The organism is Mesorhizobium huakuii (assembly GCF_030160235.1).
GTDB lineage: Bacteria > Pseudomonadota > Alphaproteobacteria > Rhizobiales > Rhizobiaceae > Mesorhizobium > Mesorhizobium huakuii.
The window spans coordinates 73,732-97,065 of record NZ_BSNY01000034.1 but is presented as its reverse complement, the minus strand read 5'-3'; the positions used below and the strand labels follow the sequence as shown (position 1 = coordinate 97,065).

At 63.8% G+C, this 23,334-nt stretch carries 23 protein-coding genes; 21 read left to right on the top strand and 2 right to left on the bottom strand.

The genetic code is table 11. The features are described from left to right. The first annotated feature begins 93 nt into the window (after nucleotides 1–93). Entirely contained in the window at nucleotides 94–1,371 is a 1,278-nt protein-coding gene (locus QQK95_RS17925) for a 4-aminobutyrate--2-oxoglutarate transaminase (protein WP_284275061.1), read from the top strand. 116 nt (nucleotides 1,372–1,487) lie between these two features. On the opposite strand, the gene QQK95_RS17920 is transcribed toward QQK95_RS17925, so the two are convergent. Continuing rightward, nucleotides 1,488–2,741, bottom strand: a complete 1,254-nt coding sequence (locus QQK95_RS17920) for an NAD(P)/FAD-dependent oxidoreductase (protein ID WP_284275060.1) — start codon at nucleotides 2,739–2,741, stop codon at nucleotides 1,488–1,490. A gap of 434 nt (nucleotides 2,742–3,175) precedes the next feature. Between QQK95_RS17920 and QQK95_RS17915 the strand changes: the two genes are divergently transcribed. From QQK95_RS17915 to trmB, 18 genes are all read left to right on the top strand, one after another. Beyond that, nucleotides 3,176–4,465: an imelysin family protein gene (locus tag QQK95_RS17915; RefSeq protein WP_284275059.1), complete on the top strand. Its 1,290-nt coding sequence runs from the start codon at nucleotides 3,176–3,178 to the stop codon at nucleotides 4,463–4,465. Nucleotides 4,466–4,577: 112 nt separating this feature from the next. Then, a complete protein-coding gene (locus QQK95_RS17910; protein WP_284275058.1) occupies nucleotides 4,578–4,889 on the top strand; it encodes a (2Fe-2S)-binding protein in 312 nt (103 codons plus the stop codon). Then, a complete protein-coding gene (bfr, locus tag QQK95_RS17905; protein WP_010913300.1) occupies nucleotides 4,855–5,340 on the top strand; it encodes a bacterioferritin in 486 nt (161 codons plus the stop codon). Before QQK95_RS17910 ends, bfr begins: the two co-directional genes overlap by 35 nt. 12 nt (nucleotides 5,341–5,352) lie before the next feature. Continuing rightward, on the top strand, nucleotides 5,353–6,954 hold the full coding sequence (locus QQK95_RS17900) for a di-heme oxidoreductase family protein (RefSeq protein ID WP_284275057.1): 1,602 nt from the start codon (nucleotides 5,353–5,355) through the stop codon (nucleotides 6,952–6,954). Continuing rightward, nucleotides 6,954–8,033 carry an imelysin family protein gene (locus tag QQK95_RS17895; RefSeq protein WP_284275056.1) on the top strand — a complete coding sequence of 360 codons (1,080 nt, stop codon included), beginning with the start codon at nucleotides 6,954–6,956 and terminating at the stop codon, nucleotides 8,031–8,033. The genes QQK95_RS17900 and QQK95_RS17895 overlap by 1 nt, the downstream gene beginning before the upstream one ends. Nucleotides 8,034–8,035: 2 nt before the next feature. After that, a complete protein-coding gene (locus tag QQK95_RS17890; protein WP_284275054.1) occupies nucleotides 8,036–9,139 on the top strand; it encodes a DUF1513 domain-containing protein in 1,104 nt (367 codons plus the stop codon). Between the two features lie 95 nt (nucleotides 9,140–9,234). Then, a complete protein-coding gene (gene tsaB, locus QQK95_RS17885) occupies nucleotides 9,235–9,912 on the top strand; it encodes a tRNA (adenosine(37)-N6)-threonylcarbamoyltransferase complex dimerization subunit type 1 TsaB (RefSeq protein WP_284275053.1) in 678 nt (225 codons plus the stop codon). Next, nucleotides 9,912–10,406: a ribosomal protein S18-alanine N-acetyltransferase gene (rimI, locus tag QQK95_RS17880; protein WP_096453298.1), complete on the top strand. Its 495-nt coding sequence runs from the start codon at nucleotides 9,912–9,914 to the stop codon at nucleotides 10,404–10,406. The genes tsaB and rimI overlap by 1 nt, the downstream gene beginning before the upstream one ends. A gap of 127 nt (nucleotides 10,407–10,533) precedes the next feature. Then, nucleotides 10,534–11,334: a lyso-ornithine lipid O-acyltransferase gene (gene olsA / locus QQK95_RS17875; RefSeq protein WP_284275047.1), complete on the top strand. Its 801-nt coding sequence runs from the start codon at nucleotides 10,534–10,536 to the stop codon at nucleotides 11,332–11,334. A 75-nt stretch (nucleotides 11,335–11,409) separates the two neighbouring features. After that, nucleotides 11,410–12,819, top strand: a complete 1,410-nt coding sequence (gene miaB, locus QQK95_RS17870; protein ID WP_284275045.1) for a tRNA (N6-isopentenyl adenosine(37)-C2)-methylthiotransferase MiaB — start codon at nucleotides 11,410–11,412, stop codon at nucleotides 12,817–12,819. A gap of 135 nt (nucleotides 12,820–12,954) precedes the next feature. Further along, complete coding sequence (locus tag QQK95_RS17865; protein ID WP_019863063.1) at nucleotides 12,955–13,947, top strand: PhoH family protein; 993 nt, start codon at nucleotides 12,955–12,957, stop codon at nucleotides 13,945–13,947. Nucleotides 13,948–13,965: 18 nt separating this feature from the next. Continuing rightward, complete coding sequence (gene ybeY, locus QQK95_RS17860; protein ID WP_284275039.1) at nucleotides 13,966–14,466, top strand: rRNA maturation RNase YbeY; 501 nt, start codon at nucleotides 13,966–13,968, stop codon at nucleotides 14,464–14,466. 27 nt (nucleotides 14,467–14,493) lie between these two features. Further along, the gene (locus QQK95_RS17855) at nucleotides 14,494–15,570 is read left to right on the top strand and encodes a hemolysin family protein (protein ID WP_284275036.1); all 1,077 of its coding nucleotides are present in this window, start codon (nucleotides 14,494–14,496) and stop codon (nucleotides 15,568–15,570) included. A 13-nt stretch (nucleotides 15,571–15,583) separates the two neighbouring features. Next, entirely contained in the window at nucleotides 15,584–16,054 is a 471-nt protein-coding gene (locus QQK95_RS17850) for a VOC family protein (protein WP_284275035.1), read from the top strand. 201 nt (nucleotides 16,055–16,255) lie between these two features. Further along, complete coding sequence (gene lnt / locus QQK95_RS17845) at nucleotides 16,256–17,848, top strand: apolipoprotein N-acyltransferase (protein WP_284275033.1); 1,593 nt, start codon at nucleotides 16,256–16,258, stop codon at nucleotides 17,846–17,848. 138 nt (nucleotides 17,849–17,986) lie between these two features. After that, nucleotides 17,987–18,406, top strand: a complete 420-nt coding sequence (locus QQK95_RS17840) for a helix-turn-helix domain-containing protein (protein ID WP_027047724.1) — start codon at nucleotides 17,987–17,989, stop codon at nucleotides 18,404–18,406. Nucleotides 18,407–18,574: 168 nt separating this feature from the next. After that, nucleotides 18,575–19,840: a methionine adenosyltransferase gene (gene metK / locus QQK95_RS17835; RefSeq protein WP_199645439.1), complete on the top strand. Its 1,266-nt coding sequence runs from the start codon at nucleotides 18,575–18,577 to the stop codon at nucleotides 19,838–19,840. A gap of 26 nt (nucleotides 19,841–19,866) precedes the next feature. Then, complete coding sequence (gene trmB, locus QQK95_RS17830; RefSeq protein WP_284275026.1) at nucleotides 19,867–20,568, top strand: tRNA (guanine(46)-N(7))-methyltransferase TrmB; 702 nt, start codon at nucleotides 19,867–19,869, stop codon at nucleotides 20,566–20,568. Between the two features lie 21 nt (nucleotides 20,569–20,589). On the opposite strand, the gene QQK95_RS17825 is transcribed toward trmB, so the two are convergent. After that, on the bottom strand, nucleotides 20,590–20,754 hold the full coding sequence (locus tag QQK95_RS17825; RefSeq protein WP_284275024.1) for a hypothetical protein: 165 nt from the start codon (nucleotides 20,752–20,754) through the stop codon (nucleotides 20,590–20,592). Nucleotides 20,755–21,040: 286 nt separating this feature from the next. On the opposite strand from QQK95_RS17825, the gene rimP reads away from it, so the two are divergent. Both rimP and nusA read left to right on the top strand, forming a co-directional pair. Next, complete coding sequence (rimP, locus tag QQK95_RS17820) at nucleotides 21,041–21,688, top strand: ribosome maturation factor RimP (protein WP_284275022.1); 648 nt, start codon at nucleotides 21,041–21,043, stop codon at nucleotides 21,686–21,688. A gap of 49 nt (nucleotides 21,689–21,737) precedes the next feature. After that, on the top strand, nucleotides 21,738–23,333 hold the full coding sequence (gene nusA / locus QQK95_RS17815; protein ID WP_284275020.1) for a transcription termination factor NusA: 1,596 nt from the start codon (nucleotides 21,738–21,740) through the stop codon (nucleotides 23,331–23,333). The last annotated feature ends 1 nt before the right edge of the window (nucleotide 23,334 follow it).

Below are 23,334 nucleotides of genomic sequence, written 5' to 3'. Positions count from 1 at the left end.
CGCCCGCCGGTGGTGCCGACTTGAGGAAAACGTGAAATAAGGTCAGAAGACATCTGATCAACGAGGACGGGCGCCGGCCCGATGAAGGATATCATGAAGAATTCAGCCATTTCCGAACGCAAGAACCAGTCGATCTCGCGCGGCGTCGGCATGACCACGCAAATCTATGCCGACCGGGCCGAAAATTCGGAAATCTGGGATGTCGAAGGCCGCCGCTACATCGACTTTTCCTCGGGCATCGCCGTCGTCAACACCGGCCACCGCCATCCCAGGGTGATCGAAGCGGTCAAGGCGCAGCTCGACCGTTTCACCCACACCTGCCACCAGGTCGTGCCCTATGAGAGCTATGTCAGGCTGGCCGAGCGGCTGAACGCCATGCTGCCCGGCAAGTTCGAGAAGAAGACGATCTTCGTCACCACCGGCGCCGAGGCGGTCGAGAACGCCATCAAGATCGCCCGCAATGCCACCGGCCGCCCGGCCGTCATCGCCTTCGCCGGCGGCTTCCATGGCCGCACCTTCATGGGCATGGCGCTGACCGGCAAGGTCGTGCCCTACAAGGTCGGCTTCGGCGCCATGCCGGGCGACGTCTATCACGCGCCGTTCCCGGTGCCGCTGCACGGCGTGTCGGTTGCCGATTCGCTCGCAGCACTCGACCGGCTGTTCAAGGCCGATGTCGATCCGGCCCGCGTCGCCGCCATCATTGTCGAGCCGGTTCAGGGCGAGGGCGGTTTCTACGAGGCGCCGCGCGAATTCCTGACCGCGCTGCGCAAGCTGTGCGACCATCACGGCATGCTGCTCATCGCCGACGAGGTGCAGACCGGCTTTGCCCGCACCGGCAAGATGTTCGCGATGGATCACCACGAAGTCGCGGCCGACATTACCACAATGGCCAAGAGCCTGGCCGGCGGCTTCCCGTTGTCGGCCGTCACCGGCCGCGCCGAGATCATGGATGCGCCTGGCCCGGGCGGCCTCGGCGGCACCTATGGCGGCAGCCCGATCGGGGTTGCCGCGGCACACGCGGTTCTCGACGTGATCCAGGACGAAAAGCTGTGCGACCGCGCCAACACGCTGGGCGCGCGGCTGAAGCAGCGACTGCAGTCGATCCGCGACGACGTGCCCGAGATCGTCGATATCAGGGGCCTCGGCTTCATGAACGCGGTCGAGTTCAACGACGTCAAGAAAGGCCTGCCGTCGGCCGAGATCGCCAACGCCATCCGGCTGAAGGCGCTCGACAAGGGCCTCATCCTGCTGACTTGCGGCGTCTACGGCAATGTCATCCGCTTCCTGGCGCCGATCACCATACAGGACGAGGTCATGAACGAGGCGCTCGACATCCTGGAAAGCTCGATCCGCGAAGTCTGCGCCGCCTGAGCCACTTTACCTCCCTCGTGGGGAGGTCGGACCGCAGGTCCGGGTGGGGGGCTTGGCGCCGGCCCCACCCCGCTGCTTCGCGGCGACCCTCCCCACAAGAGGGAGGGTAAGGGCGGCTATCCCGCAGCTCTTGCCAGGACGTTTTCTTGAAACGCAGCCAGCGCTGCCTTCAGCCCATCGGGTCCCGTCGCCACCGTTTCCGGCGTCGGCGAGAAGCCGGCGCCCAGCATCTTGCGGCCAAGCATGTGGTCGCCGGGGCGGTTGACGGATTCGATGCCGAGCAGCCGGTTGCCGGCATAGTGGTAGATCGAGAACTTGTTGTCGGGCAGGTCGCCCAGCACGACATGGTTGTCGCCGCCGGCGGTCAGCCCGACCATCTGCAGCTTCATGTCGCCAATATCGGACCAGAACCATGGCACCGCCGAATAAGCATCCGCGTGACCGGTGATCGTGCGCGCCGCGAGCCGCGCCTGGTCGGTGGCGTTCTGCACCGATTCCAGCCGCACATCGCCGCCGGTGAACCAGTGCCGGTAGGAGGCGGCGTCGCCGATGGCGAGGATTTCCGGCACCGAACTGCGCATCTGATGATCGACACGGATGCCGTTGGCGACGGCGAGGCCGGCGTCCTGCGCCAGCTCGACATTGGGCACGGCACCGATGCCGACGATGACCATGCGCGTCGGCAGCCTTTCGCCCGACGAGGTGATCGCGGCGGCGACATGGCCGTTTTCGCCTTCGAGCCTTGCAATCGAGGTGCCGGTCAGGATGCGCACGCCGGCCGCTTCCAGCCGCTGGCGGACATGGCTCGCCACCACAGGGGCAACGGCGCGGCCGAGCAGCCGGTCGACCGTTTCCACCACCGTCACCGTGCGACCGGCCGCGAGCAGCGTCGCGGCGATCTCCAGCCCGATGAAGCCGCCGCCGAGGATGACGACATCTTCGCTCCGCGCGCTCAAGTCCCGGATCAGCCGGGCATCGGCCAGTGAACGCAACGACAAGACGCCGGCCAGATCAGCGCCTGGCAGCGGCAGGAGACGCGGGCGTGATCCGGTCGCCAGGATCAGATGGTCGAAGGCAAGCACGCCGCCGCCTGATATTTCCAGACTGCGGCTGCCGGCATCGATGCGCTCGATGCGGACGCCCGGCCGGTAGTCGATGGCGCTGCCGGTATAGAAGGCCTCGCCCCGAAGCGGTTGTGGTTTGGCCTCGGCATCCTTGATGAAGGTCTTCGACAGCGGTGGCTTATGGTAAGGCAGTTCGTTCTCGTCGCTGACGAGGATCACCGGCCCGTCATAGCCGTCCTCGCGCAGACTGGCGGCCGCTTGCACGCCCGCATGACCCGCACCGACAATGACCACGCCGTTCTTCATCGCGTCCCAAATCCTGATTCGATCCTAGGATCTCTCGGCAAGTGGCAATTGTCTGGCGCCGCCGCAAGAGAGCGTTTGCGGGTCGCACCCGGAACGGCGGCTGTCAATCGCACAGTTCGGCGGCGAAGCCGGTGCAGCCGAGGTCTAAAGTTGACTGTTGTAGTTTAGAATAATTCTAAACTATTGTTTCAATTGGCTTTTCCCTTAGATTTTCGTTGACTTCCACCGGCGTCGAAGCTTTATGGAAGCCTGCGTGTTGGCGCATCCCTTTGATGTCTGGGCCTTGAACCCGTTCGATTGGAGGCATTTTGGTGTCTTTCTTCCCCGACCCGCGCAACGGCGCGGCTAGCCATGGCGCTTTTGGCAACGACGTGGCCCGGCGCCGGTCGCCCTGCGCGCCGCTTATGGAATTTCCAAAAAACTGGAGAGTGATAATGACAGCACGATATGGCGGCAGGCTGGCGGCGATTGGTGCCACGGCGCTGTTGACGGCAGCGGTGTTCGTGCTGCCTGCCAAGGCGGAAACCGACGCGAAAGCGGTCATCAAGACCTATTCCGATATCGCGCTTGCCAAATATGAGGATTCGCTGACCACGGCGCAGGCTCTCGACAAGGCGGTCGATGCGCTGCTGGCCAAGCCTTCGGCGGAAACACTCAATGCCGCCCGCGACGCATGGAAGGCATCGCGCGTGCCCTACCAGCAGACCGAGGTTTACCGCTTCGGCAACAAGATCGTCGACGACTGGGAAGGCGAGGTGAATTCCTGGCCGCTGGACGAAGGCCTGATCGACTATGTCGCCAAGAGCTACGGCACGGAATCGGACACGAATTCGCTCTATACGGCCAATGTGATCGCCAACAAGGAAATTGAGATCAACGGCAAGAAGGTCGATGCCTCGAAGCTCTCGCCGGAATTCCTCTCCGGCACGTTGCAGCAAGCCGGCGGCGTCGAGGCCAATGTCGCCACCGGCTATCACGCCATCGAATTCCTGCTATGGGGCCAGGACCTGCACGGCACCGGCCCGGGCGCCGGCGAGCGCCATTACACCGACTATGACCTCAAGAACTGCACCGGCGGCAATTGCGATCGCCGTGCCGAATATCTGAAGTCCGCCACCACCCTTCTGGTTTCGGATCTACGGAAGATGATCGACGACTGGAAGGAAGACGGCGCAGCGCGCAAAAACCTGGTCGATGGCGAGCCGAACACGGCGATCTCGGTCATCTTCACCGGCATGGGCTCGCTGTCCTACGGCGAACTGGCAGGTGAACGCATGAAACTCGGCTTGATGCTGCATGATCCGGAGGAGGAGCAAGACTGCTTCTCCGACAACACCTACAATTCGCATCTCTATGACGCGATCGGCATCCGCGCCGCCTACCTGGCCAGCTACACGCGCCTCGACGGTACCGTCGTTTCCGGACCTTCGGTGCATGACATGGTCATGGCCGCCGATCCGGCGATCGACAAGGAACTGTCCGACAAACTCGACGTCACCGTCGCCAGGATGGAAGCGATCAAGGCGCGGGCCGAGACCGGCGAAGCCTATGACCAGCAGATCGCCGAGGGCAATGCGGCGGGCAACGCCACCGTGCAGGCCGCGATCGACGCCCTGATCGACCAGACCAAGTCGATCGAACGTGCGGTCGGCTCGTTGAAACTCAACGCCATCGCCTTCGAAGGCTCCGACAGCCTCGACGCACCCGACAAGGTGTTCAAGTAAGCGCCGAAACCTGGAGCCTGGTCCGAAGCCGATAATCGCCTCCGGAATGGGCTCCGGGACCTGAACAAGCCACACGGCGCGGGAGGCGCCGTCAGCCATCCGAGCACTGTAAATGCTGATCTGCCATTGCAACATCATCACCGAGAAGGAGATCGAGCAGACGATCAACGGGCTGCTGGACCTGGACCCCTGGCAGCTCATCGTGCCGGCCAAGGTCTATCATGCGATGCAAAAGCGTGGCCGCTGTTGCGGCTGTTTCCCAAATGTGGTCGAAACGATCATTCGGGTTACCGAAAATTACCACGCCCGCTCGGAGGCGAGCGGCGTGGACATTGTCTCACACCTGGATCGCGTCAGAGGTCTGCGCGTCCAATACGGGAGCAGAACCCATGAAGGGCGAAAGTCTGATCATCGAGCGGCTTAACGAGGCCCTTTTCCTGGAGCTTGGAGCCGTCAATCAATATTGGGTGCATTTCCGTCTGCTGGAGGATTGGGGGTACACGAAGCTGGCCAAGAAGGAGCGGGCAGAATCGATCGAGGAGATGCACCACGCCGACAGGCTGATCGCCCGGATCATCTTCCTTGAAGGCCATCCAAACCTGCAGTCCGTGGCGCCGCTGCGCATCGGGCAGAACGTCAAGGAAGTGCTCGAATCCGACCTTGCCGGCGAATATGACGCGCGCACGGCCTACAAGCGTTCGCGCGAAATCTGCCATGAGGTGGGCGACTACGTAACGATGAAACTGTTTGAGGATCTGCTGGCTGACGAGGAAGGTCACATCGACTTCCTCGAGACGCAGCTCGACCTGCTCGCCTCGATCGGCGAGGAGAAGTACGGCCAGCTCAACGCCGACGCGGCCAACGAGGCGGAGTAAAGGCATGCGGGAATGCGGCGCCTGCTAGAATTCCCGCGCCGCTTGCGGCGGGCCGACGGCTCGCCGTTTCGCCTGAAAAGACAAGCCGGACTGGCTCGTCGGCGCTGCACCATTTTCGTGTTGGCGCTGACATCGTCCGCCATTGCCGGCGGGCTTCAGCCAACGGGCCTCGCCACAACGCGCAGCGACCTCAATGCCAAGGATCAGACGCGCGTCACCGCCGTCACCAGGCCGACCACGGATTTCTCCAAACCCGAGCCGTTCGAACTCATGCAAGGTGGCGCCGGCACGTCCAGGAAAGACGTCAGCCGCGATTCCTTCTCGCAGTCCTCGGCCAACATCTCTTTCGAGGAAGAGGGCACTTTCAAGCTCGGCAACGCCTTGTTCCGCAAGAACTGGGTGTCGTCGCCATCTTCGACGCAGGCGTCGGACGGGCTTGGCCCGGTGTTCAACGAACGCGCCTGCCAGAACTGCCATCTGAAGGACGGCCGCGGCCGCCCGCCGCAAGGCGACGCCGGCACCACCTCGATGTTCCTGCGGCTGGCGCGCGACGCCAGCAACGCCGAGGAAAAGTCAGCCCTTGCCGGCCGCGAGTTGCTCAACTTCCCCGACCCGGTCTATGGAACGCAGTTGCAGGAGCTGGCCGTGCCTGGCTTGCGCGGCGAAGGCCGGATGCGCGTCGACTATCAGGAACGGCAGGTGACGCTGGCGGCCGGCACGATGGTTTCCCTGCGCAAGCCCAGCTATTCCGTCACCGATCTCGGCTATGGGCCGCTTGATCCGCGTACCACCCTGTCGCCGCGCCTGACGCCGCCGATGATCGGCCTTGGCCTGATCGAGCAGATCGCGCCGGCTGACATTCTGGCCCACGCCGATCCGGAAGACCGCGATAGTGACGGCATCTCCGGCAAGCCGAACATCGTGCGTGACGGGCTGAGTGGCGAACTGACGCTTGGCCGTTTCGGCTGGAAGGCGCAAACCGCGACGATCCGCCAGCAGGCGGCGGATGCTTTCGCCGGCGACATCGGCATCTCGACGCCGGAAGAACCGAAGCACTGGGGCGATTGCACCGCCGCGCAGGCAAAATGTCTCGTCATGCCGAATGGCGTGCAGGCGCGTCTTGGTCCGGTCGAGGCGCCGCCGCCAGTGATGGATCTCGTCACCTTCTATTCACAGAACCTGGCGGTACCGGCGCGCCGCGATCTTGCCGCGCCCGATGTGCTCGCCGGCAAGAAGCTCTTCTACGAGATCGGCTGCGTTTCCTGCCACACGCCGAAATTCGTCACCCGCCGCGATGCGCCTGACAAGGCGCAGGCCTTCCAGCTCATCTGGCCCTATTCCGATTTCCTGCTGCACGACATGGGACCTGATCTGGCCGACGGCCAGGCGGTGGGCGATGCGACGGGCAACGAATGGCGCACCCCGCCGCTGTGGGGCATCGGCCTCACCGGAACCGTCAACGGCAATTCCTTCTTCCTGCATGATGGCCGCGCGCGCAGCCTGACCGAGGCGATCCTGTGGCATGGTGGCGAGGCGCAGAAGGCGCGCGACCGCTTTGCCGCCGCCAACGCGGCCGAGCGCGATGCGCTGGTGAAATTCTTGGAGTCACTGTGATGTTGAAGCGCTCTGCACTGGTTCTCGCCCTTCCGCTGGCCCTGCTCGGTGTTTCCCCGGCCTCGGCGGCGGCGAAAGCCTCCGACATCATCCAGCGGGCGATCGACGGCTTTGTCCGTCCGGCCTATGCCGGCTTGTACCAGCATGCGGAAGCGTTGACGCAAGCAATGCACAAGCTCTGCGAAGCGCCCTCGCAAGAGGAACTCGACGCGGTGCGGGCCGAATTCTCGGCCACGGTCTATGCCTGGTCGTCCGCCGAAATCATCGGTTTCGGGCCGATCAAGGAGAACAACCGGCTGGAGCGCACGCTCTACTGGCCTGATCGCAAGAGCATAGGGCTCAAACAGGTGCAGGCGGCGCTGGCGGACAAGGACCCGAGCGGCACTGATCCGGTACAATTGGCCGGCAAGAGCGTCGCCATGCAGGGGCTGGGCGCGCTGGAATTCGTGCTTTTCGGCGACGGCGCCGATGCGCTGACGGGCAAGGACGATCCCTATCGCTGCGCCTATGGCGCGGCGGTTGCCAGCAATATCGAAACCATGGCTGGCGACGTCAGCGCAGCCTGGAACAAGCCGGACGGCTTTGCCGCGCTTTGGGCCAATCCAGGGCCGCAGAACGCGCTCTACCGCGACGGCAACGAAGCGGTCACCGAACTGGTCGGCGTCTTCATCAACGAGCTTGAGATGGTGAGGGATGTCCGCCTGAAAGGGTTCCTTGGCGGCAAGCCGGAGGCGGACAAGCCGAAACAGGCGATCTACTGGCGGTCGCAAAACACCGCCAATGCGCTCGCCGGAAATCTGGCGGGCATCGATGCGCTGTTCGAGGCCTCCGAGCTTGGCGATGCGCTGCCACCCGATGCGCGCTGGATGGCGGAATCCATCCATATCCAGCTGGTCAACGGCGTCGCCACCGCGAAGTCGATTCAGGGTCCGATCGACAAGACACTCACTGATCCGGCGCTGCGCGAGAAGCTCGAGCATTTCGCGCTGATCACCTCCAGCCTGTCGACCCTGATCGGCACCAGGCTGACCGCGGAATTCGGCCTGACCGCCGGCTTCTCGTCGCTGGACGGGGACTGAGCATGCGCGCGCCGCTCATCGATCGCCGGGATTTCTTGAGGGCTGCGGGTGTCGGCTTCGCTGCCGCGATGGCGCCGTCTGCCTGGGCGAAGACGCTTGCCGCCGACGCAGTCTTCGCCACCGCTTTCGTCAAGCGCGACGGCGGTTTTGGTGCCGCCGTGCTGTCCGAGGCCGGCAAGGTGCTGCACGCCATCGACCTGCCCGATCGCGGCCACGACGTCACCTTCGATCCCCTGTCGAAGCGTTCGGTGGTCTTCGCCCGCCAGCCCGGCACCTTCGCCGTGGTGTTCGACCACACCGGGCGCGATGCCCCTCAGACCATCGCCAGCATCGCCGGCCGGCACTTCTTCGGCCATGGCGTGTTCTCGCCCGACGGCGCACTGCTCTATGCCACCGAGAACGACTTCGACAATGCGGCCGGCGTCGTCGGCGTCTACGATGCGCGGGCGAAATTCAGCCGCATCGGCGAATTCCCAACCTATGGCGTAGGCCCGCATGAACTCCTCTTGCTGGGTGACGGCAGGACGATCGCGGTCGCCAATGGCGGCATCGAGACCCATCCGGACTATGGCCGCGCCGAGCTCAACATCGCCACCATGAAGCCGTCCTACGTGCTCATCGACCGCGTCACCGGCGACCTCATCGAAAAGCATGAATTGCCGGCTTCCCTGCACCAGCTGTCGATCCGTCACATGGATGCCGACCCATCCGGCACGGTGTGGTTTGGCTGCCAGTACCGGGGGCCGGGCACGGATCGTCCGCTGCTGGTCGGCCGCGCCTTGCGCGGCAAGGAGTTGCAGCTTCTCGACATGCCGCAGGAGGTGCTGTCCGGTTTCCGCAACTATATCGGCTCGGTTGCCGTCAATCCTCGCGCAGCCACCGTCGCGGTGTCGTCGCCGGAAGGCAATTCGCTTGTGGTGATCGATGCGGCCAGCGGCCGGGTCGTCTCATCGAGCGCGCTGGTCGAGGTCTGCGGCCTGGCGCCGGACGGATCGGGCTTTATGGCAACCACCGGTGCCGGCGAGATCATCGAGGGCAACGGCGCGACGCGGTCTGAGCCGGACTATGTCTGGGACAACCATATGCTTCGCATCGAACAGGCCTGACAGCGCTGGCGGAACCCAAGCCGCTTAACAAATTATGCTTGCGGTGGCGCGCCCTGGCGGGCACAGGGAAGTTGTTTTTTCGAACCGGTCGTTTCATGAAAGTGCTTGCCATCGACTGTGCCGCCAGCCTCTGCGCCGCCTGCGTCTACGACGCGGCGGCCGGGCGGGAGCTTGGCCGCTCGGGGCTCGATCTCGGCAAGGGTCATGCCGAGCACCTGATGACCGTCATCGCCGAGGCGCTGAACGCCGCGGCAACCGACTATGCCGGCCTTGGCGCCATTGCGGTCTCCGTCGGCCCCGGCTCCTTCACCGGTCTTCGCGTCGGCGTCTCGACCGCGCGTGGCCTGGCGCTGGCGTTGAAGATACCGGCGATCGGCGTGACGACGCTCGAAGCGCTGGCCGCCGAGGCCGCGGCGGCATTTCCTGGCCACGCCGTGCTGGCGGCGCTCGATGCCGGCCGCGAGGAAATCCATGCGGCACTGTATGACAAAGCGTTAGTTTTGACTTACGGTCCAGCGGTAACCACATTACCGGAAGCCACAGCCTTGGCGAGGGAGACCTCTGCGGCGCTTGCCGGCACTGCGGCGGTGCAGATCGCCGAATCGGCGGGCCGGGGTTCCGATATCGGGCCTCGGACGGCGACCGCCGATATTCTCACCTACGCCCGTCTGGCCGCCGCCAAAGGCGAGGGCGAAAGGCCGAAACCACTTTACCTGCGCGGCGCGGATGCAAAGCCGCAAGCTGGATTTATTCTTTCGAGGCAGCAAAATTAATGCGCATACCGTTTCTCCAACCCCGCCGCCGGGACTATGCGCTCGAGCCGCTCCGGATCACCGACAGCCCCGCGGTGTCGTTGCTGCACCGTGAGGATTTCGTCCGTCCGTGGACCGATGGCGAGTTCGCCGCCCTGCTCGAGCAGGACACCGTGTTCGGTTACGCCGCGCGCGAGACCGGGCAGGGCGCCAAGCCCCCCGTCGGCTTCGTTTTAGCCCGTCTGGCCGCCGGCGAGGGCGAAATCCTGACGGTCGCGGTGGCGCGCTCGCACCGCCGCCAGGGACTGGGCTGGCAGTTGATGGATGCGGTGCTGCGCGAACTTCACGCGCAGCGCGCCGAAGCGCTGTTCCTCGAGGTCGACGAGACCAATGTCGCCGCGATTGCCCTCTACCGTCGCCTGGGCTTCCGCGAAGTCGGCAAGCGCCCGGATTACTACAAGTCGCCCGATCGCGGGCCTACCGGCGCGCTTGTCATGCGCCGCGATCTTCGCTAGCCAGAGCGCCGCATGACCCCGAAAATCGGATCCGATTTTCGGGGTCATGCGCCAAATTTGAAGTGTTACAGCGCCCTTTGCGCGTCCAAGCGGACGCGCGGCGCTGTAATGACAGGGCCAGGACTGCATGATCGGAAAAATCAGGATTTTCCTGGCCCTGGGGCTTGTCGTCGCCGGCTCGCTGGTCCTGGTGCCGTTGCAGATCCTGTCGATGAAGACCGGCTGGTGGCCGGAAACCATCATTCTCAAGATATGGCACAGGCTGATCCTCAGGGCGCTCGGCATGCGCGTCCATGTCAAGGGGGCGCTGTCCGACAAGCGCCCCTTGCTGGTGGCCTCGAACCACATCTCCTGGACCGACATCATGGTGCTGGGCTCTTTTGCCGATGTGAAGTTCATCGCCAGGGCCGACATGGAAGGCTGGCCGCTGATCGGCATGCTGTCGAAACTGCAGCGCACCGTCTTCATCGAGCGCGAACGCAAGCGCTCCTCGGGCGACCAGGCAAGCGAGATCGCCAATCGCATGGCCAAGGGCGATGCCATGGTGCTGTTTGCCGAGGGATCGACCGGCGACGGCAATGCCGTCTTGCCGTTCAAGAGCACGCTGTTCGGTGCGGCCTCGATGGCGCTTTCGGAGGGCGCGGCCGAGCAGGTGTTCATCCAGCCGGTGGCGATCGCCTATACGCGCCTGCACGGCGTGCCGCTCGGCCGCCGCCACCGGCCGATCTCGGCCTGGATCGGCGACGAAGACCTGATGCCGCATCTCAAGGTGCTGATGGCGGAAGGCGCGCTCGACGTCGAAGTGCATTTCGGCGAGCCGATCGCCTTCGCCAAGGGCTCGAACCGCAAGGAAACGGCCAGGCTGATGGAAAGCCGGGTGCGCGAGATGATGCAGGCGGCACTCGCCGATCCACGCCCGAGCCGCTAGCCCGAACCCTGCGCCTGCACATGCACACCGAGAATCGTCTGTTTTTTGTCACGGAAAGGCGTTAGAAGCCGCCGGATGGACTTGAACACGATTGAAAGCGACGACATTGGCAGCGTGGCCGGACAGCCGGCAGTGCGCGCCACGGCAGCGAAGAAGGTCTTCATCAAGACCTATGGCTGCCAGATGAACGTCTACGATTCACAGCGCATGGGCGATGCGCTGGCCGCCGACGGCTACACCGCGACCGATGCCATCGACGAGGCCGACCTTGTGCTGCTCAACACCTGCCACATCAGGGAGAAAGCGGCGGAAAAGGTCTATTCCGAGCTCGGCCGCATCCGCGACATGAAGGCGGAGCGCGCCATTGCCGGCCGCGAACTGCTGATCGGCGTCGCCGGCTGCGTGGCGCAGGCCGAGGGCGCCGAGATCATCAGGCGCTCGCCGGCCGTTGACCTGGTCATCGGGCCGCAGACCTATCACCGTCTGCCCGACGTGCTGGCGCGGGTGCGCGGTGGCGAGAAGATCGTCGAGACCGACTACGCCATCGAAGACAAGTTCGACCATCTGCCGCAGCCCAAGCGCGCCGAGGTCATCAAGCGCGGCGTCACCGCCTTCCTCACCGTGCAGGAAGGCTGCGACAAGTTCTGCACCTTTTGCGTGGTGCCCTATACAAGGGGCTCGGAAGTGTCGCGGCCGGTGGCGCAGATCGTCGCCGAGGCCGAGCGCCTGGCCGAGGCCGGCGTGCGCGAGGTGACGCTGCTTGGCCAGAACGTCAATGCCTGGCACGGCCAGGGCGGGAACGGCGAGGAATGGGGCCTTGGCCGCCTGCTGTTCCGGCTGGCCGAAATTCCCGGCCTGGCGCGGCTGCGCTACACCACCAGCCATCCGCGCGACATGGATGACGAGCTGATCGCTGCCCACCGCGATCTGCCGTCGCTGATGCCCTATCTGCATCTGCCGGTGCAATCTGGGTCCGACCGTATTCTCAAGGCAATGAACCGCCGGCATACGGCCAGGGATTATCTGGCCCTGCTTGACCGCATCCGCGCCGCACGGCCCGATATCGCTTTGTCCGGCGACTTCATCGTCGGCTTTCCCGGCGAGACGGAGGCCGATTTCGAGGCGACGATGGAACTGGTGCGCCAGGTGAACTACGCCTCGGCCTTTTCGTTCAAATATTCGCCGCGCCCCGGCACGCCGGGCGCCGAAATGGCCGATCATGTGCCCGAAACGGTCAAGGACGAGCGCTTGCAGCGCCTGCAGGCGCTGCTGTTGAAACAGCAGCAGGACTTTGGTTCCAGCCTGGTCGGCAGCACCATCGACACGCTGATCGAGAAGCCCGGCCGGCAGGCCGGCCAGAAGGTCGGCCGCTCACCTTGGCTGCAGCCGGTTATTGTTGATGAAAAGGCCGGCGAAATCGGTGACATTATCCAGGTGCGAATCACGAAGACGGGCTACAATAGCCTGTTCGCCGAGTTGGCCTGATGCATGTCGCTCAAAAGTGGTCCCGGTTTGGGACAACGACATGCATCGCCACAGACCTCGGCAGATGAGGAGAGACGGTTGAGCGCAGCAGAGCTGAAGAACCTGCCCCCGGTACCGGCATCTGGGGCTTCTGACATGGCGCACATCGTTCTGACTTTCGACAACAACAAGCTTGCCAGCGCTCTTTACGGTCAGTTCGACGAGAACCTCGCCCGGCTCGAGCAGAAGCTCGGCGTCGACATCCGCTCGCGCGGCAACCAGCTGACCATCAAGGGGTCGGCTTCTGCCGCCGAACAGGCGCGCCGCGCCTTGGACAATCTCTACGGTATTCTGCAGAAGGGCGTCGATATCGGCCAGTCCGACGTCGATGGCGCCGTGCGCATGGCGGTCGCCGCCGACGATCAGCTGACCCTGCCGACGCTGGAGCGCAAGGGTAAGGTCTCCGCCGCCCAGATCGCCACCCGCAAGAAGACCATCTATGCCCGTTCGCTGAACCAGGATGCCTATATGCGGGCGCTGGAGCGGTCGGAACTGGTGTTCGGCATCGGTCCGGCCGGCACCGGCAAGACCTATCTGGCGGTTGCGCATGCGGCGATGCTGCTCGAGCGCGGTATGGTCGAGCGCATCATCCTGTCGCGGCCGGCCGTCGAGGCCGGCGAACGTCTGGGCTTCCTGCCGGGCGACATGAAGGAAAAGGTCGATCCCTATCTGCGGCCGCTCTACGACGCGCTCTACGACATGATGCCGGCCGACAAGGTCGAGCGCGCCATTGCCGCCGAAGTCATCGAAATCGCGCCGCTCGCCTTCATGCGCGGGCGCACGCTGGCGCATGCCGCGGTCATCCTCGACGAGGCGCAGAACACCACGCCGATGCAGATGAAGATGTTCCTGACGCGTCTTGGCGAGAACTCGCGCATGATCGTCACCGGCGATCCGACGCAGATCGACCTTCCGCCGAGCACCAAATCGGGTCTGGTCGAAGCCTTGCGCGTCCTCGACGGCGTGGCCGGCGCGGTCACCGTGCGCTTCAACGATGTCGACGTCGTTCGCCATCCGCTGGTGGCGGAAATCGTCAGGGCCTATGACCGCGATGCCAAACTGGCGCGCGGCCTCGGCGCCGAGAATTGATCTTGACGATGCGGCTTCATGCCTGAGGACAATCTATCCGGCGACGGGGGGCCTCCCGTCGACATCGATATATCGGTCGAAGCTGGCGATTGGCCCGATGAGGCAAGCCTGGCGCGGCTGGTCGATCGCGCGGTTGGCGCTGCTTTCGCCGAGACCGGCGTGACGGGCCGTTCCGAACTCAGCGTCGTTTTTTCCGACGACGCCCATATCCGTACGCTCAACGCCGAATGGCGCGGCAAGGACAAACCCACCAACGTCTTGTCTTTCCCGGCTTTTCCGCTCGCGCAGGGTGGCGCGCTGCCGCCGATGCTGGGCGATATCGTGCTCGCCGCCGAGACGGTTTCACGCGAGGCGGCACTGGAAGACAAGCCCGTGCAGAACCATATCACCCATCTCGTCATCCACGGCCTGCTGCATTTGCTTGGCCATGATCACGAGACCGACGCCGAGGCCGAGGAGATGGAGGCCATCGAACGCGCAGCGCTCGCAAGGCTTGCCATTCCCGATCCCTACGCGTAACTACATCTGACAATTGACCGGACGACGATGAACGACAAACCAGAGACTGCCGCCCGCCCCGACGCCGGCAGTGCGCCCAAGGCTTCCGACACGTCGGAAGAGGGATCAAGTCCGAGTACTGGTACCGGCAGCGCAGCCAGCGAGTCTTCGCCTGCCGGACCCTCCCTGTTCGATCGTGTTTTGGGCCTTTTCAGGCAACGCAACGGCACCAGCCTGCGCGAGGAAATCGCCGGCGCGCTGGCCGAGACGGCGAGTGACGCGGGCGCCTTCTCGCCTGGCGAGCGCGCCATGCTCAACAACATCCTGCGGTTGCGCGAGGTGCGCGTCGAGGATGTCATGGTGCCGCGCGCCGATATCGAGGCGGTCGAGATCACCACGACGCTCGGCGATCTCCTGGGCACGTTCGAACAATCCGGCCATTCCCGCATGCCGGTCTATTCCGAGACGCTCGACGATCCGCGCGGCATGGTCCATATCCGCGACGTGCTGGCCCACATCACCAAGCTCGCGCGCGTGAAGAAGGGCCGCACGACCAGGAAGACGCCCGTCGCCACGCAGCTCGATCTTGCCCAGGTCGACCTCGCGCGCACCATCGGCGAACTCAATCTGATCCGCCAGGTCCTGTTCGTGCCGCCCTCGATGCTTGCTTCCGACCTGATGGGCCGCATGCAGACGACGCGCACGCAGATGGCGCTGGTCATCGACGAGTACGGCGGCACGGATGGCCTTGTCTCGCTCGAGGACATTGTCGAAATGGTCGTCGGCGACATCGAGGACGAGCATGATGATGACGAGCCGATGATCACCCAGGCCGGCGACGGTGTCTTCATTGTCGACGGCAAGGCCGAGATCGAGGAGGTCGCCAAGATGATCGGCGAGGATTTCGCCGCCGGTGAACATGGCGAGTATGTCGACACGATCGGCGGCATGATCTTCAACACGCTCGGCCGCGTGCCGGCGCGGGGCGAGGTGGTGCAGGCCATTCCGGGGTTCGAGTTCCATGTCCTCGATGCCGATCCGCGCCGCGTCAAGCGCGTGCGTATCGTGCAAAGCCAGAAGGGCGAACGCCGTCGGCGCGCCACGGCGCGCACCGAACAGGCCTGAGTTTCCGCTGCAGATGACGGTGGACGACCCATTCAAGCATTCAAGTCTGGGTTCCGGCGTATTTTACAGAAATCCGCTTGCCGCGCTGGCGTGGCTCCAAGCGGCTTTCGGCTTCGAGCGCAGCATGGTGGTGAGCGATGCCGACGGAAACCTCGTCCACGCCGAGATGCGGTTCGGGGGCTGCTATATCATCGTCGATTCCGAATGGAGCGATTATGCCGCGAGCCCGGCTTCGGTCTCGGGCAAGAACACGCAGTCTGTCTATGTCAGGCTCAAGGACGGCCTGGATGCGCATTGCGAGCAGGCGCGGGCGTCCGGCGCCGACATAGTCCAGGAGCCGGCGGACCAGTTCTACGGCGAACGCCAATATCGAGCCCGCGATCCTGAGGGCCATGTCTGGACCTTCACCCAGCCCATCCGTTCCGTTCCCCGAGAAGAGGCCGAGCGGTTGAGCGGCCTGCGCATTGACGGCTGGCACCGGTAACGCATGTCGCCCAAAAGCGACCTCGGTTTTGCGAGAACGACACGCATAAACCAAAGACCCAAAGCGCGTCCCATGGGTCCGTTTCAACGCGACGCGCTTTTAGAGCGCGATCGGATCATTGCGGCCGACAGGCCGGCGTTTGGAGCGCGGGCCGCGGCCTGATAAATCTTGCGTCCTGATTCGCGCGACTCGGAAGTATGCATGGAGCGCCTGGCCGGCCGGATAATTCTGCTTTGGGGTTGGCGGCGTGCGCTCGTGGCCTTTCTGGCCGGAGCACTGGCGGTGCTTGGTCAGGCACCTTACGATTTCTTCGCCGCCTGCTTCATCTCGTTTCCGCTGCTGGTCTGGCTGCTCGACGGCGCGACCGGCGAAGCTTCAGGCAGCCTGTTCAGACGCTTGCGGCCGGCCTTCGCCGTCGGCTGGTGGTTCGGTTTCGGTTATTTCCTTGCCGGTCTCTGGTGGATCGGCTCGGCGTTGCTGGTCGAGGCCGACGACTTTGCCTGGGCGCTTCCCTTCGCCGTGGTCGGCATTCCCTTCGCGCTCGCCTTTTTCTATGGCTTCGCAACCATGGTCGCCCGGCTTCTGTGGAGCAGCGATATCGGCCGCATCGCCGCGCTTGCCTTCGGCTTCGGGCTGACCGAGTGGCTGCGCGGCTTCCTGTTCACCGGTTTTCCCTGGAATGCCATAGGTTACGCGGCAATGCCGGTGCCTCTCCTGATGCAGAGCGTGTCGGTGACCGGCATGATCGGCATGAACGCGCTTGCCGTGTTTCTTTTCGCGTTGCCGGCGCTGCTGGCCGCGCGCCGGCATCTGCGCCTTGGTGCCGCACTGTTCGTCCTGCTTGCTTCAGCCCATGTCGGTTTCGGCTATGTCAGGCTTGCGGCTCCTGAAAAACCGGCGGAGCACAGCCTGGATGTCCGCATTGTCCAACCGGCCGTCGACCTTAGCGAAAAATGGGATGCCTCGGTGCGCGACCGCATCTTCGCCACCTTGCTCGGCCTGTCCGCCAAGGCGCCGGACGCCGGTCACGGAAAGCCACAACTCATCCTCTGGCCGGAAACCTCGGTGCCGTTCCTCTTCACAGAGCGCCCGGACGCGCTGACGGCGCTGGGCGACATGCTGGCCGATGGCCAGATGCTGATCGCCGGCGTCGTTCGCGAGGAAGGCGGCTCGGCGGCCGGCACCGACAGCCGCTATTACAATTCCGTGGTGGCGATTAATGACAAGGGCGAGATTGCCGACGCCGTCGACAAGGTCCATCTGGTGCCGTTCGGCGAGTACCTGCCTTTTGCCGACCTGCTCAACCGTTTCGGCATCGCGCAGCTTGTCGCCGGGCCGGTGACGTTCGCCGCCGGCAACGAGCGCCACGCCATCACACTGCCGGGCGGCATCCGAGCGCTGCCTTTTATCTGTTACGAGGTGATCTTTCCCGATCTCGTGGCAGTTGACGCAACGTCAGCGCAGCTTATTGTGAACGTTACCAATGATGCCTGGTTCGGGGACACACCGGGACCGTATCAGCATTTCAGACAGGCCCAGGTTCGCGCGGTGGAGAACGGATTGCCCTTGCTGCGTGCTGCCAACAACGGCATCTCGGCCGTCGTCGACCCACACGGACGCATCGTCGATGCGTTGGCGATCGATGCTCGCGGAGCCATCGACGTGAAGGTGCCGATTTCTGGACAAGCGGTCGTTTCCTCGGCCCAGCGGCGCATTAACGGAATGCTGATCATGTTGCTGTTTGCGCTGGTGGGGGCACTGTTGAACGTAAGGCAAAGGCTACGGGTGAATTGACAGTCGACACATTAGAAACTCATACTGTATCGCCTGAAAATTTCTCGAAGTCGGTGGATTATCTGTTGGGGCAGTCGCCTCCGGCTTTTTTTGGGCAGGAAAAAAATCACAAAGCCGAAAAAATTCGGCGAGGACAAAATGACAGAAGAAAACAAGAAGAAACCCAATCCCATCGACATTCACGTTGGAAGCCGCATCCGGCTTCGCCGCAACATGCTCGGAATGAGCCAGGAAAAGCTGGGTGAGAACCTCGGCATCACATTTCAACAGATCCAGAAATATGAAAAGGGCACCAACCGCGTCGGCGCCAGCCGGCTGCAGGCGATAGCCTCGATACTCGGCGTGCCCGTTGCCTTCTTCTTCGAGGATGCGCCGGGCCAGGAAGCGGTGGCCGGCCGCGGCTTTTCGGAGGATGCGTCAATGGCTTTCGCCGTCGAATTCTGCGGCAGTCCCGAAGGCCTTCAGCTCAACCGGGCCTTCGTCAAGATCGCCGACGTCAAGGTGCGCCGCAGGATCATCGACCTGGTGAAGTCGCTCGCCGCGGACGACCTCGACTGACCCTCGATGCGCCTCGAACCGGCGGCATTCGCCGCCGGTGGTACAAGATATCGACATCGACAGTCGTGCCAGAATGGCGGCAACGCTTGACGAGCGGCGCTTTGCCCCGCTAACACGTGGCGCGCCAAAATCGGCAGCCTGCCGATCGTTTTTCAAGAGGGGACACCCGTGACGCGGCAGAACTACTTCTTCACCTCGGAATCCGTTGCCGAGGGCCATCCCGACAAAGTCTGTGACCGCATCTCCGACGAAATTGTCGATCTGGTCTACCGTGAGGCCAAGAAGACCGGCATGGACCCATGGAAAGTCCGGGTCGCCTGCGAGACGCTCGCGACCACCAACCGCGTCGTCATCGCCGGCGAAGTGCGCGTCCCCGAGACGCTGCTGAAGAAAGACAAGGCCGGCAACATCCTCAAGGACGCCGCGGGCCACCCGGTCGTGAACCCGGCAAAATTCAAATCCGTCGCCCGCAAGGCGATCCGCGAGATCGGCTACGAGCAGGCCGGCTTCCACTGGAAGACAGCGAAGATCGAGGTTCTCCTGCATGGCCAGTCGCCCGACATCGGCCAGGGCGTCGACAACGCCGCCGATCGCCAGGGCGAGGAAGGCGCGGGCGACCAGGGCATCATGTTCGGTTATGCCTGCCGCGAGACGCCGGACCTGATGCCGGCGCCGATCTACTACAGCCACAAGATTCTCGAACTTCTGGCCGCCGCCCGCCATCAAAACAACGGCGAGGCCGGCAAGCTCGGCCCGGACGCCAAGAGCCAGGTCACCGTCCGCTACATCGACGGCAAGGCCGCCGAGGCGACGCAGATCGTGCTGTCGACCCAGCATCTCGACGCGACCTGGGACTCCAAGAAGGTCCGCAAGGTCGTCGAACCCTACATCCGCGAGGCGCTTGGTGATCTCAAGATCGCCGACGATTGCATGTGGTACATCAACCCGACCGGCAAGTTCGTCATCGGCGGCCCGGACGGTGACGCCGGCCTTACCGGCCGCAAGATCATCGTCGACACCTATGGCGGCGCGGCACCGCATGGCGGCGGCGCGTTCTCGGGCAAGGACACCACCAAGGTCGACCGTTCGGCCGCCTATGCGGCGCGCTATCTGGCCAAGAATGTCGTGGCCGCCAAGCTCGCCGACCGCTGCACCATCCAGCTCTCCTACGCCATCGGCGTCGCCCAGCCTCTGTCGGTCTATGTCGACCTGCACGGTACCGGCAAGGTCGACGAGGCCAAGCTCGAGGACGCGCTGCGCACGGTGATGGACCTGTCGCCGTCGGGCATCCGCCGTCATCTCGACCTCAACAAGCCGATCTACGCCAAGACGTCGTCTTACGGCCATTTCGGCCGAAAGGCCGGCCGTGACGGGTCTTTCTCCTGGGAAAAGACCGATCTCGCCAAGGCGCTCAAGGATGCTGTCGCGGCCTGAGGCCACGACAGACCCTGCGCTGCCAGATGAGCCCGCAAGACAGGCCAAGCCGCGCGACCGAAGGCTTTTTCGGTCGCCGGCGCGGCAAGCCCGTCCGTCCGCAGCAGGCGGCCGCCCTCGAAAGCGGGCTCGATGCCTATCGGCTCGATCTGACGGCTGATGCGCCGTCGGATTTGCGCGCTCTGTTTGAAATTGATGTTTCGGCCGTCCGGCTCGAGATCGGCTTTGGCGGCGGCGAACATCTTCTGCACCGCGCCATCGAGGCGCCGACAACAGGCTTCATCGGCGTCGAGCCCTTCGTCAACGGCATGGCCAAGATGATGATGGCGGTGCGGGCAAGGCCGCTTGCCAATTTGCGGGTCCATGACGACGACGCCACCCGGCTGCTCGACTGGCTGCCGCCGGCCTCGCTCGACGGCATCGATCTTCTCTATCCGGATCCATGGCCGAAGAAGAAGCACTGGAAGCGGCGTTTCGTCAGTCCGCTCAATCTCGAGCGTTTCGCCCGCGTCCTGAAACCGGGCTCAAAATTCCGCTTCGCGTCCGATATCGACACCTATGTGAACTGGACCTTGCTGAATTGCCGGGCGCATGGCGCCTTCGCATGGCAGGCAACCGAAGCTGCCGACTGGCATCGCCCCTATGAGGGCTGGCCTGGCACGCGTTACGAGGCGAAGGCCATTCGCGAGGGCCGGCGGCCCGCCTATTTGACCTTTGTCAGGAAATAGGCGCGCGCCGTCGCCAGATTTTCAGAAACGGCCGATTCTGTTGAAGATGGCCGGATCCATGCCGAGCCGACGCAAATCGTCGGCGCGCGGCTTGCGGCCGGCTTCCACCGAGCGCGATGCGGCAACGGCACTGCCGAACGTCGTGAAGAGAACGCCCAGGGCGGAAAATAGGCTGCGGTTGCTCATGATCTTGTCCTTTCGCGCGCCACCGCGCGCCGCTTTTGTTCGTGTCGTGGCTAACAGATAAGAGCGCCCCGCCGGCTCTCACAGAGGGATTGGCGCATGGTGGCCATGCGCCTGGAGCAATGCTGATGCTGTCTGGCCTTTTGCCGAACCGGCACGGCGGGCTTGAAAGACCGGCCATGTTCGTTTATATCAGCCTCAAATTCTTGGTCGGTATGACGAAGAGTGGGTCCACCCGGTCCCGCTCTTTTTTATTACCTGCCGATAGGTTCGAAACGACAGGTACTTGATGACTGCAACGGCAAGCGAAGGTGACGACCGCATCATCCGCGAAAGCGGCATCGATGCGCGCATTGCGCTGATCGTCCAGCCGGTGCTGCGCGGCATCGGCTTTCGCCTCGTGCGGGTACATCTGTCCGGCCAGAACGGGCTGACGCTGCAGATCATGGCCGAACGCGAGGACGGCACCATGACCGTCGAGGATTGCGAAGAGGTCAGCCGCGCGGTGTCACCGGCGCTCGATGTCGATGATCCGATCGAAAAGGCCTATCATCTCGAAGTCTCTTCGCCTGGCATCGACCGGCCGTTGGTGCGCAAATCGGATTTCGTGACCTGGACCGGTCATCTGGTGAAGATGGAAACATCGGTCATCGTCGCGGATCGCAAGCGCTTCAAGGGCAAGATCGCCGAGGCCGGTGAAAACGACGTGCTGATCGAGCGCGACAAGGCGGCCTATGGCGAGGAACCGACAGTGCGCGTGCCTTACGACGCCATTGCCGAGACCCGGCTGATCCTGACCGACGACCTCATCCGCGATGCGTTGTCGAAGGACAACAGGGCGCGCAAGGAAGCCAAGAAACGCCGCGGCGAACCGGATGACGACGCGCCCGAGGGTGCGGAAGCGGCCGCCACGGAAGAACACGAACAGGAAAGTTGATTGAGCTGCCGGCCCCAAGGGTCCGGCAAACAGGCTCGGGAGAAAAAACATGGTTGTAAGCGCCAATAGACTTGAACTGCTGCAGATTGCCGACGCGGTCGCGCGTGAAAAGTCGATCGACAAGTCGATCGTCATCGCCGCCATGGCCGATGCGATCCAGAAGGCGGCGCGCTCGCGTTACGGCCAGGAGACCAACATCCGCGCCGACATCAACCCGAACACCGGCGAGATGAAGCTGCAGCGGCTGATGGAAGTGGTCGAGAAGGTCGACGATTATGCCACCCAGATCGCCATTTCCTCGGCCCGCGAGCGCAATCCCGACGCCCAGCTCGGCGACTTCATCGCCGAACAGCTGCCGCCGATGGATTTCGGCCGCATTGCCGCCCAGTCGGCCAAGCAGGTCATCGTGCAGAAGGTGCGCGAGGCCGAGCGCGACCGTCAGTATGACGAATACAAGGACCGCATCGGCGAGATCGTCAACGGCACCGTCAAGCGTGTCGAATATGGCAACGTCATCGTCGATCTCGGCCGTGGCGAGGCCATCATCCGCCGCGATGAGCTGATTCCGCGCGAAAACTACAAATATGGCGACCGCGTCCGCGCCTATGTCTACGACGTGCGCCGCGAGCAGCGCGGCCCGCAGATCTTCCTGTCGCGTACGCATCCGCAGTTCATGGCCAAGCTCTTCACCATGGAAGTGCCGGAAATCTATGACGGCATCATCGAGATCAAGTCGGTCGCCCGCGACCCGGGCTCGCGCGCCAAGATCGCCGTCATCTCGCGTGATAGTTCGATCGATCCGGTCGGCGCCTGCGTCGGTATGCGCGGCAGCCGCGTCCAGGCCGTCGTCGGCGAATTGCAGGGCGAGAAGATCGACATCATTCCGTGGTCGCCCTCGGCCGCCTCCTTCATCGTCAATGCGCTGCAGCCGGCGGAAGTCGCCAAGGTCGTGCTCGACGAGGACGCCGAGCGCATCGAAGTGGTGGTTCCCGACGATCAGCTGTCGCTGGCCATCGGCCGCCGCGGCCAGAACGTGCGTCTCGCCTCGCAGCTCACCGGCTGGGACATCGACATCCTTACCGAGGCCGAGGAATCCGAGCGACGCCAGAAGGAATTCGTTGAGCGCTCGGCGCTGTTCATGGAAGCCCTCGATGTCGACGAGATGGTCGGCCAGGTGTTGGCCTCCGAAGGCTTCACCAGCGTCGAGGAAGTCGCCTATGTCGACGCCGGCGAAATCGCCTCGATCGACGGCTTTGACGACGACACCGCGTCCGAAATCCAGACCCGTGCCCGCGAGTACCTCGAAAAGATCGAGGCCGAGCATGACGACAAGCGCAAGGCGCTGGGCGTCAAGGACGAGTTGCGCGAAATTCCCGGCATCACCACCGCCATGATGGTGACGCTCGGCGAGGATGGTGTGAAGACGATCGAGGATTTCGCCGGCTATGCCGCCGATGACCTGACCGGCTGGAAGGAACGCAAGGACGGCGAGACCAAGGTCTATCCGGGCGTGCTGGCCAATCACGGTGTTTCGCGCGCCGATGCCGAACAGATGGTGCTCAATGCCCGTCTCAAGGCCGGCTGGATTTCCGAGGATGAGCTTGCGGCCGAAGAAGCATCGGCTGACGAAGCCGTTGGTGCGTGAG

Bases quoted from the DNA above. Each gene is read 5' to 3' on its own strand.
- QQK95_RS17925 (WP_284275061.1), top strand. From the start codon at position 94: ATGAAGAATTCAGCCATTTCCGAACGCAAGAACCAGTCGATCTCGCGC.
- QQK95_RS17920 (WP_284275060.1), bottom strand. From the start codon at position 2,741: ATGAAGAACGGCGTGGTCATTGTCGGTGCGGGTCATGCGGGCGTGCAA.
- QQK95_RS17915 (WP_284275059.1), top strand. From the start codon at position 3,176: ATGACAGCACGATATGGCGGCAGGCTGGCGGCGATTGGTGCCACGGCG.
- QQK95_RS17910 (WP_284275058.1), top strand. From the start codon at position 4,578: ATGCTGATCTGCCATTGCAACATCATCACCGAGAAGGAGATCGAGCAG.
- bfr (WP_010913300.1), top strand. From the start codon at position 4,855: ATGAAGGGCGAAAGTCTGATCATCGAGCGGCTTAACGAGGCCCTTTTC.
- QQK95_RS17900 (WP_284275057.1), top strand. From the start codon at position 5,353: ATGCGGCGCCTGCTAGAATTCCCGCGCCGCTTGCGGCGGGCCGACGGC.
- QQK95_RS17895 (WP_284275056.1), top strand. From the start codon at position 6,954: ATGTTGAAGCGCTCTGCACTGGTTCTCGCCCTTCCGCTGGCCCTGCTC.
- QQK95_RS17890 (WP_284275054.1), top strand. From the start codon at position 8,036: ATGCGCGCGCCGCTCATCGATCGCCGGGATTTCTTGAGGGCTGCGGGT.
- tsaB (WP_284275053.1), top strand. From the start codon at position 9,235: ATGAAAGTGCTTGCCATCGACTGTGCCGCCAGCCTCTGCGCCGCCTGC.
- rimI (WP_096453298.1), top strand. From the start codon at position 9,912: ATGCGCATACCGTTTCTCCAACCCCGCCGCCGGGACTATGCGCTCGAG.
- olsA (WP_284275047.1), top strand. From the start codon at position 10,534: ATGATCGGAAAAATCAGGATTTTCCTGGCCCTGGGGCTTGTCGTCGCC.
- miaB (WP_284275045.1), top strand. From the start codon at position 11,410: ATGGACTTGAACACGATTGAAAGCGACGACATTGGCAGCGTGGCCGGA.
- QQK95_RS17865 (WP_019863063.1), top strand. From the start codon at position 12,955: ATGGCGCACATCGTTCTGACTTTCGACAACAACAAGCTTGCCAGCGCT.
- ybeY (WP_284275039.1), top strand. From the start codon at position 13,966: ATGCCTGAGGACAATCTATCCGGCGACGGGGGGCCTCCCGTCGACATC.
- QQK95_RS17855 (WP_284275036.1), top strand. From the start codon at position 14,494: ATGAACGACAAACCAGAGACTGCCGCCCGCCCCGACGCCGGCAGTGCG.
- QQK95_RS17850 (WP_284275035.1), top strand. From the start codon at position 15,584: ATGACGGTGGACGACCCATTCAAGCATTCAAGTCTGGGTTCCGGCGTA.
- lnt (WP_284275033.1), top strand. From the start codon at position 16,256: ATGGAGCGCCTGGCCGGCCGGATAATTCTGCTTTGGGGTTGGCGGCGT.
- QQK95_RS17840 (WP_027047724.1), top strand. From the start codon at position 17,987: ATGACAGAAGAAAACAAGAAGAAACCCAATCCCATCGACATTCACGTT.
- trmB (WP_284275026.1), top strand. From the start codon at position 19,867: ATGAGCCCGCAAGACAGGCCAAGCCGCGCGACCGAAGGCTTTTTCGGT.
- QQK95_RS17825 (WP_284275024.1), bottom strand. From the start codon at position 20,754: ATGAGCAACCGCAGCCTATTTTCCGCCCTGGGCGTTCTCTTCACGACG.
- rimP (WP_284275022.1), top strand. From the start codon at position 21,041: ATGACTGCAACGGCAAGCGAAGGTGACGACCGCATCATCCGCGAAAGC.
- nusA (WP_284275020.1), top strand. From the start codon at position 21,738: ATGGTTGTAAGCGCCAATAGACTTGAACTGCTGCAGATTGCCGACGCG.